The organism is Nonomuraea sp. NPDC049141 (assembly GCF_040648415.1).
GTDB lineage: Bacteria > Actinomycetota > Actinomycetes > Streptosporangiales > Streptosporangiaceae > Nonomuraea.
Window position 1 is genome coordinate 25,430 of record NZ_JBEZDR010000043.1, and the last position, 11,688, is coordinate 37,117.

The 11,688-nt window shown below is 67.0% G+C and carries 14 protein-coding genes and 3 pseudogenes; 8 read left to right on the top strand and 9 right to left on the bottom strand.

Annotated elements, in window-relative coordinates; translation table 11 throughout:
* Positions 1-3 precede the first annotated feature (3 nt).
* On the bottom strand, positions 4-1,191 hold the full coding sequence (locus AB0B91_RS62035; protein ID WP_358342231.1) for a Xaa-Pro peptidase family protein: 1,188 nt from the start codon (positions 1,189-1,191) through the stop codon (positions 4-6).
* Between the two features lie 2 nt (positions 1,192-1,193).
* Complete coding sequence (locus AB0B91_RS62040) at positions 1,194-2,141, bottom strand: proline dehydrogenase family protein (protein WP_358342233.1); 948 nt, start codon at positions 2,139-2,141, stop codon at positions 1,194-1,196.
* Positions 2,142-2,437: 296 nt separating this feature from the next.
* On the opposite strand from AB0B91_RS62040, the gene AB0B91_RS62045 reads away from it, so the two are divergent.
* Positions 2,438-2,722, top strand: coding sequence for a hypothetical protein (locus tag AB0B91_RS62045; protein ID WP_358342234.1), 285 nt, complete (start codon positions 2,438-2,440; stop codon positions 2,720-2,722).
* Here the strand turns inward: AB0B91_RS62045 and AB0B91_RS62050 are convergent.
* Positions 2,665-3,122 (bottom strand): annotated as a pseudogene (locus AB0B91_RS62050) (hypothetical protein). The gene AB0B91_RS62045 and the pseudogene AB0B91_RS62050 sit on opposite strands and share 58 nt — an antisense overlap.
* Between AB0B91_RS62050 and AB0B91_RS62055 the strand changes: the two are divergent.
* The 7 genes and pseudogenes from AB0B91_RS62055 (at position 3,115) to AB0B91_RS62085 (ending at position 7,615) form a co-directional block, all read left to right on the top strand.
* The gene (locus tag AB0B91_RS62055; protein ID WP_358342255.1) at positions 3,115-3,453 is read left to right on the top strand and encodes a hypothetical protein; all 339 of its coding nucleotides are present in this window, start codon (positions 3,115-3,117) and stop codon (positions 3,451-3,453) included. The pseudogene AB0B91_RS62050 and the gene AB0B91_RS62055 sit on opposite strands and share 8 nt — an antisense overlap.
* A 44-nt stretch (positions 3,454-3,497) precedes the next feature.
* Entirely contained in the window at positions 3,498-4,010 is a 513-nt protein-coding gene (locus AB0B91_RS62060; protein WP_358342236.1) for a helix-turn-helix domain-containing protein, read from the top strand.
* Between the two features lie 233 nt (positions 4,011-4,243).
* Positions 4,244-4,630 (top strand): transposase, encoded by a 387-nt coding sequence (locus AB0B91_RS62065; protein WP_358342252.1) that lies wholly within the window; start codon positions 4,244-4,246, stop codon positions 4,628-4,630.
* 79 nt (positions 4,631-4,709) lie between these two features.
* Positions 4,710-5,360 (top strand): annotated as a pseudogene (locus AB0B91_RS62070) (transposase); the annotation flags it as partial.
* Positions 5,302-5,760: a group II intron maturase-specific domain-containing protein gene (locus tag AB0B91_RS62075; RefSeq protein ID WP_358342253.1), complete on the top strand. Its 459-nt coding sequence runs from the start codon at positions 5,302-5,304 to the stop codon at positions 5,758-5,760. The pseudogene AB0B91_RS62070 and the gene AB0B91_RS62075, both read left to right, overlap by 59 nt.
* 4 nt (positions 5,761-5,764) lie before the next feature.
* Complete coding sequence (locus AB0B91_RS62080) at positions 5,765-6,685, top strand: hypothetical protein (protein WP_358342238.1); 921 nt, start codon at positions 5,765-5,767, stop codon at positions 6,683-6,685.
* A 153-nt stretch (positions 6,686-6,838) separates the two neighbouring features.
* Positions 6,839-7,615: a hypothetical protein gene (locus AB0B91_RS62085; protein WP_358342239.1), complete on the top strand. Its 777-nt coding sequence runs from the start codon at positions 6,839-6,841 to the stop codon at positions 7,613-7,615.
* 206 nt (positions 7,616-7,821) lie between these two features.
* Here AB0B91_RS62085 and AB0B91_RS62090 read toward each other — a convergent pair whose 3' ends face one another.
* From AB0B91_RS62090 to AB0B91_RS62115, 6 genes and pseudogenes are all read right to left on the bottom strand, one after another.
* Positions 7,822-8,001, bottom strand: a complete 180-nt coding sequence (locus tag AB0B91_RS62090; protein WP_358342241.1) for a hypothetical protein — start codon at positions 7,999-8,001, stop codon at positions 7,822-7,824.
* A 67-nt stretch (positions 8,002-8,068) separates the two neighbouring features.
* Positions 8,069-8,596 carry a hypothetical protein gene (locus tag AB0B91_RS62095; RefSeq protein ID WP_358342243.1) on the bottom strand — a complete coding sequence of 176 codons (528 nt, stop codon included), beginning with the start codon at positions 8,594-8,596 and terminating at the stop codon, positions 8,069-8,071.
* 368 nt (positions 8,597-8,964) lie between these two features.
* Positions 8,965-9,363: a transposase family protein gene (locus AB0B91_RS62100; protein ID WP_358342245.1), complete on the bottom strand. Its 399-nt coding sequence runs from the start codon at positions 9,361-9,363 to the stop codon at positions 8,965-8,967.
* Positions 9,364-9,466: 103 nt separating this feature from the next.
* Positions 9,467-9,739 (bottom strand): annotated as a pseudogene (locus tag AB0B91_RS62105) (ISAzo13 family transposase); the annotation flags it as partial.
* 75 nt (positions 9,740-9,814) lie between these two features.
* Positions 9,815-11,383 (bottom strand): DUF5722 domain-containing protein, encoded by a 1,569-nt coding sequence (locus tag AB0B91_RS62110; protein WP_358342247.1) that lies wholly within the window; start codon positions 11,381-11,383, stop codon positions 9,815-9,817.
* A gap of 74 nt (positions 11,384-11,457) precedes the next feature.
* Positions 11,458-11,688, bottom strand: a 231-nt coding sequence (locus AB0B91_RS62115; RefSeq protein ID WP_358342248.1) for a hypothetical protein, incomplete at its 5' end; no start/stop codon positions are given.

Sequence of the window (11,688 nt, forward strand, 5' to 3'; positions counted from 1 at the left end):
CGTTCACCCAGCGATCAAGAGTTCCTGCGGGAGGTCGCCGAGGCGTTCCGCGCCGGAGTCCGTGACGACGATCGCGTCCTCGATCTGCAGGCCCGCCCGGCCGAGGAGGTAATACGGCGTCTCGATGCACAACGTCATGCCGGCTTCCAGCAGATCGTCGGCCTGCCGCGTCACCGAAGGGGGCTCGTAGATCTCCAGGCCGATGCCGTGACCGCAATGGGTGCGGTCATAGTCGTGCACGCCGGCCGCCCTGGCCGCATCCACGGCCGCGTCGAAGACGTCGCCGGCCCGCGCCCCCGGATGGACCCGGGCGATCGCCGCCTGTTCTGCCGCGACCAGCCCGGCGTGCAGATCCCTCAGCTGAGGGTCGAGCGGCCCGAAGACGGCCGTCCTGGACATGTCAGCGTGGTAACCGTCGACGGTGCAGCCGATGTCGAAACGGATGATGTCGCCGGGGCGCAGCGCGCGGTCCGAGACCGGCATGTCCACCAGAGCTCCTCGTTCGGAGAAGCCCAACGCGCTCAGCAGGGGATGAGCGTCGAAGTCCACCATGGCCCGGCGAACCACGCGCAGCATCTCGCGTTCCGTCATGCCGGTGCGGGCCTCCTCGATCGCGACGGTGATGCCTGCTTCACAGGCGAGATTGGCCTGTCTCAGGCAGTCGAGCTCGTAACGGTCCTTGATCCGCCGTGCCCGGGTGAAGATCGTCGCGTCGTTGTCGATGGTCAGGTCAGGGCGGGCGTCTTTTAGCGCCTGAACGACGTCGGCCGGCAGGTGCCCGTCGTGGACGATGCGACGGGCGTCGGGAAGCTGGGCCATCGCCTCGAGGATCGCCTCGGCCGGTGTCGTCCCGCCCTGGCGCGCGTGTGCGGCATGCGGGCCGAGCCGGCCGTCATCGCCGCGGTAGACGAAAGCGCCGTGGGCATGGACCAGCGCGCTGTCGTACACCTCGCAGATCCATCCGAGTTCGGAGGCCGGTGCCACCACGTGGCAACCTCCTTCGGAGCCGGTGAGCGCGTACAGGACACCGCGGTCGTAGTAGACGTGCGCCACCCCGGCGAGAGCGGTCAGCCAGCGCACGTTCGCCGCCGAACCGGCGAGGGCGACGGTTCCATCAGCGAGCTCCAAGCGCAGCCGGTCGGGCCGACCTCGGCCCGCCTGCGTCGCGGCGGCGAAATTCAGATAGACCATGGTTAACGCCTTCCGAGATTACGGGCGAGGAAGAGCACGTTCGAGGGCCGCTCGGCGAGGCGTCGGGTGAAGTAGACGAACCAGTCCTTGCCGAACGGCACGCAGATGCGGACGGCGTGTCCGTGGGCGACGATCTGCCGGGCGAGCGCGTAACGGACGCCGTAGAGCATTTGGAACTCGAAGTCTGACTCGTTCTTCTGCGCGACAGCCGCTGCGGCTTGGATTGCCCGTGGGTCGTGGGTGGCGACGGCCGTGAACTTCGCGTGGGCCAAGGCGGTTCGGACCAGCTGGCTGTAGGCCACATCGACATGTGCCTTGCGCTGCAAGGCCACCCCTGGCGGCTCGAGATACGCGCCTTTGACCACCCGGACGTTGGGCTCCAGAGGCAGCAGGCCGATCAGGTCGTCCAGGGAGCGGTGCAGATACGCCTGCAGGACGACTCCGGTGTTGTCCAGGCCATCGCTGCGCAGGGCGCGGTAGATCCCGAGTGTCTCATCGACGACCGCGGAGTGTTCCATGTCCAGCCGGACGAAGGCGGAGTGCTCCGCGGCGAGGGAGACGATCCTGCGCGCGTGCTGAAGCGCGAGATCGCGATCCAGTTCGATGCCGAGGTGTGTCAGCTTGATGGAGAAGGTGGTGCCGTGCCCGTGGCGGGCGACGTCCGGAATGAGCTGTTCGTAAAGTTCGGCCGCGGTCGCTGCGCCCTGCCTGGTGTGTACCGCTTCGCCGAGCGCGATCACGTAGGTCCGCATGCCTTCGCCATGCAGGCGCTCAAGCACATGTCGGGCATCGTCCAGCGTCTCACCGGCCACGAAACGGTCGGCGCCGGCTTCGAGCCCGCGTTTGTCGGCTATCGCTTGGATGTGCTGGCTCTTGGCTGCGGACAGTATGAGCGAGCGAAATGCGGACTGGCCGATCTGGCCGAATATGTTGATCGGCGGCATGTACATCAACCCTCCTGGGAACCTTGCTGCACCGTATGCCGCGAGACCAGGTGATGGCGTGGAGACTTCTGATGCTGGTAGTAAGCCCAGGTTCACGTGGGCTGGTGGTTGCGGGGACGGCCATACCTGAAGATCGATTCAGATATCGTGCCTGCCTGCGGGGACGTGGTTACGGACCTCTGATGGTGGGACCCCGAGCCCACCGTGGCCCTCGGCCTTCTCGGGGAGCAGCTGACCGGCGTGCTCTACCTGGCGATCGGCCAAGCGGCCAAGAGGCCAAGAGCTGGTCCCGCCAGGCCGACGTGCTCGATGATCCGGACGACAGGGAGTTCCTCTTCTTCGAGCACGGGCTCGACCTCGACGCCCCTGCGGACAAGCTCGAACAGGAGCTGACGATGCTCCGCTGGTCGGTGTGGGTCTACGAGGTGGACCAGCGGCTGCGCGACGTGCTGGCGGCCGTGCCAAGAGATCGCCTTTGGGTTGGTGTAGGGCTGGCCCGTCGGAACGGTGTCAGGGTCTGCGTCCTTGATCAGACCCACAGCAGCCGCAGCGCGGCCTGGGACGGGCTTCCGTCTGCGGCGTTGTAGATGGGCACGCGGTGGTCGGGATCGTCGGCCAGGAGCAGGGTCTCCAGCTCCAGGTCGAGTTCGCCGACCTCGGGATGCCGCAGGTGGCACGGCCCGGAGGCATGTTCGGCCACCGGATGAGCGGCCCACAGTGCGGCGAACTCGCTTTCATGGTCAGCTCGCCGATCAGCGCGGCCAGTTCGAAGTCGTCGTGGTGCCGGCTGACGGTCAGTCTTAGCGACGCGACTGCGCAGGCCGCCGAGTTCCCCCAGCGTGGGTAGAGGTCACGGTGGCGCGTATCCAGGAACAGTATTCTGGTGAGGTTGGGGCGTTGCTCGACGTGGTCTGGCGCGTCCCGGTCGAGGTGGCCGGCCAAGAGCCGATGCCCGGGCGAGTTCCACGCCAGCACCTCGGTGCGCATCCCGATCACGACGGCGGGCAACTCCAAGGAGTTGATGAGTTGCCGGGTGCCGTGCCGCGCTGTCGCGGGTACGGCCGTGCGCGGGCGGGCCGTACTGGGCCTGGCGAGATTCGCGGCGCTCGATATCCTCAACCAGGATCCCGACGGCACCTTTGATCTGGTCATCTGTGCTGAGACCTTGTATTACGTGGGCCGCGGCGACCGGCTACGTCTGGCTTTCTGGCGGCTTCGCTCGTTCATGATGCCGGGCGCGGTCCTGGTCCTGGTGCACGAATGTCGCGCCACCGACCGCGGCTTTAGTGCTCCGTTCCTTTTTAGGCGGCAAGATTAGACGTATGATCAGGGTCCAGCGGGTTGTCGATGGGCGGTGAGGCAGTGCCGAAACTCCTGTTCGCGCGGGCGCCGAAGGACACGGTGGAGGAACGCAAGATCCGCAAGCTGGCCGCTGCGCGGCACGCTCCGGCCGACTGGATTCGCAGAGCCCAGATCATCGCTCTGAGCTGGGAGCGGCTGCGGGTGCCGCAGATCGCGCACAGGGTCGGCTGCAGTGAGAAGGCGGTGCGTTACCGGCTGGCACGCTTCAACGACGAGGGCATTGAAGGGCTGGGAGATCGGCCCGGTGTCGGCCGCAAACGGCGGATCAGTGAAACCGAGCGCTCGCAGCTCATCGCGCTGGCCCGCACATGGCCGCCGGGCCGGCCGGTGCGCGATCAGGCAACCGGCGAACTGACCGCGGCCGAGGAGAGCGGGCCGAGCAACTGGACGCTGGACACCCTGGTCGAGGCCGCCCACCAGCTGGGCATCGTGGTAGCGCGCTCGCAGGTGCGGCGGATCCTGCTGGCCGAAGGCGTGCGCTGGCGACCCCCGCTCCTGGGCCACCAGCCATGACCCACAGTTCGCCCCAAAAGAACCCACGTCGTTGCCCTCTACACCTGCCCACCGCCGGGAGTGACGGTCGTGGCGGCCGACGAACTCGGCCCCGTTCTTCCTCCAACCTTTGACCCCGCCCCCGGCTGGAGCACCGACGGACGGAGGATCAAGGCGGCCCTGACCTATAGCCGCGGACGGAAAAGACCTGGATCTACGGCGGCTTACGCATCTCCGACGGTCACGCGGTTACCCTGTGTTCCACCTCGCGTAACAGCGCCGGATGGCAGCGCTTCCTAGCCCTGCTGGAGCAGAGCAACCCGACCGGCACCATCGCGGTGATCACCGACAACCTGTCCAGCCACAACAGCGTCTCCACCCGCGAATGGCTCACCGGGCACCCGCGGATCCAGCAAGTGTTCATCCCCAAGGGCGCCTGCTGGCTCAACCTGCAAGAAGCATGGTGGCGCCTGTTTCAACGTCAGGCCTTAGCAGGGCAGACCTTCGCCGACCCCAGCGAGATCGCCTACGCCACCACCGTAGTGACGACCCAGCTCAACGCCCACGCCCGTCCCTGGATCTGGGGCCGTCCGGCTCCCAAGCCTCGTCAACGTCGACACCGCTTTACCTGCCTCCTTTGAGGAACGAAGCACCTAAGTGTGTCCTGAAGATCTTGATGGTCTTTTCAGACTGGGCTTGGGGATTCAGACTCGGGTCCTGATGGGCCGTTGGAGAGTTCCGGCCGGGCCTGAGGTGTGGGTCGTGTGTCGGGAGTTGATCCCGGCTGGGAGCGTGTTCGCGTTCCTGGCTGAACAGCGGCGGGTGTTGTTCCCGCCGGAGGTGTTCGCGGACATGTACGCGCCGGTCAATGGGCGTCCGTCGGTGCCGCCTGATCTGCTGGCGACGGTGGTGGTGCTGCAGGCGCTGCATGTCGGATGAGGAGGCGGTTGCGGCGCTGCGGTTCGATCTGCGGTGGAAGGCCGCCTGTGGGCTGGGGTTATACGACCAGGGGTTCGATCCGTCGCTGCTGACGTATTTCCGGCGGCGCCTGGCCCGCTCTTCGCGTCCGGACCGGATCTTCGAGATCGTCCGGGCGGTGGTGGAGCAGACCGGGGTGCTGCAGGCCGGAATCGGCGGGCGCTGGATTCGGCCGTGCTCCTCGACGCGGTCGCCACCCAGGACGCCATCACCCAACTCGTCGCCGCGATCCGCCGGGTGGCCCGCCAGGTGCCCGGAGCCGCCGCGCTCGTGACGGCGCACTGCCACGCCCACGACTACACCGATCCGGGCAAGCCGGCGATCGCCTGGGACGATGAGCAGGCCAAAGCGGCCCTGGTCAGCGGGCTGGTCACGGACGCGCTCACCCTGCTGGACCAGCTGGCCGGCCAGAACCTGGACGAAGCGGAAGATCAAGACATTAACCCAGAGGTTGTCGCATCTCGACTACAAGATCGCGCTGATCCGGATCAACCAGATCCTGCGCGGCTGGGCCAACTACTTCAAGCACGCGGTCGCCAAGCACACCCTGCAGCGCCTGCACACCTTCGTGTGGTGGCGAGTAATCCGCTGGGTGATGCACCGGCATCGCATGACATGGAGGGCCATCCAACGATGGCTCCGCACTCCGCAAGGACGGTGGAAGCCCATCGAACTGGGCGGGATCAGGCTGTTCGACCTTGGCAGAGTGTCGATCACTCGGTATCGCTACCGGGGTAACGCCATCCCCAGCCCTTGGCCGGAGGCCCTGATCGGCCCGACCTCAACGGCATGATCTCGTGGAGAGCCCGTTGCTCAGTAATGGGCACGGCGGGTTCGGCGGGCGGATCGGGGAAACCCACCGGGAGCAATCCCGGCAGGGCGCCCCGGTCCGACCCAACAACCTGTGCGACGCGGTCGAGAAAACCGTCCTCGCCTGCCGCGCTGAACTGCGCGAACCCGACCCGGATGACGCTGCGCCCGGCGACCGGCAGCTTGACGGTGCCCTCCCGCCAGAACCGATGATCGGGAACGGGACAGCAACCGAGGAATGCCGGTTGGTCGTGCGGACCCGTGAACGATACGCCGCGGTGCAGGAACTCCTCGCCAAGGATTGGACCATATCGGCGATCGCACGGAAGCTACGCCTGGACCGGCACACCGTCCGCAAGTTCGCCCGCGCTGAGGCGGTCCAGGACCTGCTGGCCAAGGCGACCGGACGATCCGACCTGCTCACTCCCTTCCTGCCCTACCTCACCCAGCGGTTCAGCGACGGCTGCACCGATGCCGCACGCCTCACCCGTGAGATCCGTGCCCAGGGATATACCGGCAGCCCACAAACCGTCCGCCGATATCTGCACCCACTGCGGGACTCGGCCCCCACAGCCCACGCACCCTCCTCGGCCCCCACCATCCGCGAGGCCACCCGGTGGATCACCTGCCACCCCGACCGGCTCACCCCTGACGACCAGGCCAAACTCACAGACCTGCGCGCTCTCAGCCCTCGCCTGAACGCCACCGCAGGCCACGTCGCCGCCTTCGCCCAGATGATGACCACCCTGACCGGCACCAGCCAGAACCTGCAGACATGGATGGCGGCCGTCGACGCCGACGACCTGCCCGCCCTGCGCTCCTTCACCCGCAGCATCCGCCGCGACCTGGACGCCGTCGTCAACGGCCTCACCCTGCCCCCAGCTCAGGCGCCGTCGAGGGCAACGTGACCAGAGTCAAGGCCCTCAAAAGGAGCCGATACGGCCGAGCCAACCTCGACCTTCTCAGAAAGATCATCCTCTGCGCCCACTGAACTTGCTCACGACCCGTGACATCGCCACACAAAGATCGCTAGAGCCCCAGCCGGCCACAGCTATTCAGCAGTGGTCGCGGCTGTTTGGGACGACCGCCTGCACGGGCTGCGCTACGCGCAGCACTGCGGGTTGCCGTACCTCAGCATCTCCAGCGGTCTGCTGGACATCGCACCGGAGGTCGTCGCGGGCGCCCAGCGGGCAGGCGCGGCACCGATCCTGGTGGCCAGCCACTATCTCGCCGGTCTAATCGTCCTCGCGACATTGGACTCGGCCCGGGAATTCGACCGGATCGACACCATCGGGATCGGCGCCATACTGGACGAAACGGACACCGGCGGACCCGCGGGGATAGCGGATCTGGAGCGCTGGTCGGCCGCCACCTCGGCGGGATTGATGCGCCGTGACGGCGTCTTCACCTGGGTCACCGGCCTCGACGCGCAGGCGGACGTGCCCAGCGTCGACGGCACCGTCCTGCCTGGCCAGAGCATCCCCATCCTCGATGTGCCAAGCCTCGCCCTCGCGACGGGCGCACCGAACGTCCGCTTCGACTTTGCGGTCGGTGAACCCCCGAGCAGGCGCCGCGGCGAACCCGCTTCCATCGAGGTCCGGATCGACCTCGAAGGAGTAGATCTCACGGGCGCACCGCACAGCACGAGCCGATACCTCGTCCACTCGGCGGGGCAGCGTCCCCTGACCGCCCTCGGTGTCGAACGATTGCTCGGTCTGCGTGGCGAAGCCGTGGCGCCGGGCATCCACACCCCCGAGGCATTGCTCGACCCCGCCTACGCGGTCGAGCGAATGGTAGAGATCGGCACTACTTTCGTCGGCGAACGAGACGACCGCTGAAGCCCCCCCGCGCTGCAATCTAGTGGCGGTCGAAGCGCGCAGGCCGCCATTCGCCCATCCACTGTTGCGGCCGGTGATGTCGGGGAAGCTCGGCAGGGCGAGGGTGTGCGGTGGCGGCGACGCGGGCGGGCACGTTGCTCGATCTGGGTGGGTTGTGAGGTCTCACGACTTCCTTGACCGGGTGCGCTCAGGACATGCTTGACGGATTAGGCCAGCGGGGGGCGGTGGCGAAGGTTCCAGGACATGTTGGACGGCTTGTTCGGGTTGGAGCGGCGGGCGTAGATTTTCAGCTTGGTGATCGGGACGGTGTGCTTCCGCGGCCGGGTGGCGATCTCTTCTTCGCCATTCAGAATGCGGAAGTAGGTGTCCTCGATGACCACGGTCACGATCTTCCCGGCGTGGCCTTGCCGAGCTTCATCCGCTGGTTGCCCACCATGATCCGACCGTTGCTGCTCACCCTGCGCTGCACTCGGGTGGATCCCGCCGACAGTGGAGTGGCCGCCGCTGGGCGTCGCGCATCGCAGGCAGGCGGTCGGCGGGTATCGGGTATGGCCAGGTGGCCACCAGCGTCCCCTGGCTGATGGCGTGCATGAGGTGGCCGTCCAGGCGCACGGTGAGGCTCTGTCCGGCATGGTCGCGCCTGACCTGGAAGGTGGCGTCAGCGACGGTGATGAAGCCGTTGCCGCGGACGTTGCGCTGCACCTCAACGGGCTGGCCAACGGGGACGACCTGGTGACCGCTGGTCCTGGTCAGCGCCGGTGGCGCGGGCGGCGGACCGGCGGGGCGCGCACCGCGCATGGACAGTTGGTGCAGGTGATCGGTCGATAGGCGGGAGGCCAGCGTCTTGAGGTGCCGACCGTCGACCGACGGATGGATGCTGCGCTGGTCGGCCCAGATGGTGATGGCCCGGCCCGCCCAGACCAGCCCGATCCATACGCTCTGGCCGGTGGAGGCGATGGTGGTGGCGCCATAGAGTGGCATGACAATCCCGAACTCCACCGCACCGGGGAAAGCCGTGGGCAGCGGGGAGGGGGCCAACGGTGGCGAAGTCGTCGCCGACAGGATCGCCTGGTTCAACCTTAGCAAGGGGATCGGACTCCACCAGGGCGACCGGCGTGGTGGTACTGGTGACGCGTCCACCAACTCGAACGGCACGACCTGTGTGAGCTCTCCCAGATGCCCCGGTGCGAACACCCCGCGGCCACCCGCACCACCCTGAAAATGACAGACTGATCCCGCAACCGGACTCCACTCTTCAGATGATCTTCGCCGACATCTGATCTACAGGAGCCCCGTTGCCCGGTTCAGCCGATTGACCAGAATCAAATCCCCTTAGGGCCCGCAGATTATTAACATGGAGCTTCGATCGTCGATGGCGAGATGAGGCCTTCGACTGCGGCCAGGTCGTAGAGAGCCCCCAGCGTCGGCAGTCGACGGGGGCTGGGCTGGATGGTGTGTCCAGCCTGCTGGAGGAGTTGCCGGGTCTCGCGCATACGCCGGTTGAGGGTCTCGGGCCGGACGGTGAACAATGCGGCGATGGCGACCTGGGGTAAGCCGAACCGATAGTGGACGAGGGTACCCAACAGCCGGTCGGCGAGGGTGAGGATGGGACGGCGTCCGGTGCCGGGAGCGGCCATGCGCGGGCGGTGGTCGCGCCGCTTGTCCAGGTGCGCTTCGCGCTGCTGGTCACGCAGTGTCAGCAGGGTGGCGATCAGGGCGTCCCAGTCCGGGCCGGTCAGCCCGGTCAAGGCGGGGTGGCAGAGCCAGGCCAGGTCGGGGCTCGGCTGGTCGAACGGATCTGGGACATCGTTGACCTGGCCGTATGCCTGTGGGCGCAGCGTGTAGTTCCAGTCGCAGCCCGGGGTTCAGATCGACCAGGCGTTTGCGGCCTCCGCCCGCCGGGACGGTGCGCCCGTCCCAGCGGCTCGGTACCTGCGTCCAGCCCGTCGACTCCTAACAAACCGTCGCTTCACGGGCATCCGCAGCTCGGGCCATCGCTCGGATCCCGCCATGCCCAATGCACGAGCTTCGGCCCCCCATCACCAGCCGCCGCTGCTGTTCATCCAGTTGAGGAAAGATCGTCCCGGACTTCGCCCTCAGCCTCTCCACCGTCTCTTGCGTCACGCCCTTACCATCTCAACGAACGCAAACCCCTCGATGCGATGGGCGCGGCGACGCTGGTCGCGCTGCGGCCTACATTCATTGAAGAGCAAATCCCAGCCGCCCCTCGGTCCGCTGGCCTTCACACCCAGGGCTAGCGGAAATGAAATGGTCGCCGTTTCGGGGTACCAGGCATCGGTAAAGGGCAACGGATCCGGGCGCCTGCTCAGTGTGGATGTGGCCGACCGGGCCGAGCGGGCGCTGGCCCTCGCAACCTGGATCGAGGCTGAGCAGGTTATGGCCGCCGACCTGGCATTCATACAACGGAACGGTGCCGGCCATCTGCTCGCGGCGCAGCCGCCAACTTGCTTCGGCGGTGAAGCCGGGCGGCAGGAGACGGGAGGAAGCCCAGTGGCCGCGGGTGGGATGGTTGCCGCGGGTGAGTTTGGTGTACGGCAGGCGTTCGAAGCCGCACGACAGTTGGGCCGGGGTCAGGTCGTTGCGGTTGGCCAGCGCCCAGGTGGCCCAGGCGGGCTTGGCCGTGCCATCGGGGTTGCGCAGGCCGAGAGCAAGACCGCCGGCGACCTCGTCGGGGTGGTCGCGCATGCGGTGGTAGACGTAGTTAATGATACCGGGAGTGGCGAGCACGTTGAGGAAGGAGTCACAGACGGCGACGGCCTGGCGTTGTGGCGAGGACGGGCTAAGAGAGTTGACGCCGCTCTCGGTGAGCTGCACCTGTGACCAGGCGGCGACCTGACTGGGGAAGGTGGCGCGCAGCCAGCCCACCAGCACGCCGAGGTTGCCGTAGGTGACGTAGGGATAGTCGTCGGTGGAGAAGGTGTCGCTGCGCAGGTCACGTGTGTATGGGTGGACGGCCACCCGCCACTGCCTGGCGCTGGCTCCTTCGGCCAGCCCGCGCAGCACCGTCTGACCGGCCAGGGTGGCATCCGCAGCGGCGGGCCGCTCCAACTCCGGGCCGAACTGATGATCCAGCGAGATCAGCACGTGCGCGCTGGACTGTTCGGCAACGACCCGGTCATAGGCGGCGTTGTAGGTCGCCGAAATTTCCGCCAGCCACTGCCGCGTGTCACAGGCCGTGCCCTGGCCGCAGCCGATGTCGAACCAGACATTGCTATTGACCTCGTTGCCGATGACGAAGTCGGCAACCCGGCCGTGACCGCGCAGCCCGTCATATCGTTCGGCGAGCATGCCTGCGAACCGGCCATAGTCGGCCGCGTCGGACGGGGTGCAGAAGATCTCGAAACCAGGGGCGGCCGGGGAACACGCCTTGCCGGCACGCGCCCAGGACGGCGTGCCGTACACGATGCCAGTGACCACCAGTCCGCGCACGCTCCAGTCGCGGATCTCGGCGTCCACCTCGGCCGGGACCGCAAAGCAGCGGCCGTCATACTCCTGCTCGCTCGCGACGCACGGCGCATCCTTGACCTGCGGCTCCCATTGCGCCCACACGAGATTGATCGCCACGCCGCCCGTGTTGTTCCCGGCTATCTCGGCTTTGTCCGGCCAGAAGTCGGGCTGGATCGACTTAACTCGGTAAGCGTCGCGCGCCGGATACGGGAGCGTGATGCCGCTCGCCTGCGCGGCATTGGGCACCAACCCGGTTAGGAGAAGGGCGCTGATGCACAACCACCAACGATAAGCCCGCATATGGGTCCTTCCTTCATGGATGGGGATGGAGATCCGCGTCGATCACACGTCGCCGCGGATCTCCACCAAGATCGTCAGCCCAGCGGGAGGGCGTCCAGGACGCGGATAGGGATCACCCGCACATTGCTGGACTGCTGCGCCGCCGTCCTCCGCCCACCGTTGATCAGCCATACCGACGCCGAGTCGGGGGATTTGACGTAGGTGCCATCAGCGATCTGTTTGGTGAGTCCGTCCCAGACGCGTGTGGGGATCACCTGACGCGGGTTGTCCTTATAGCCGGAGGCGACCAACTCCTCCATCGTGTG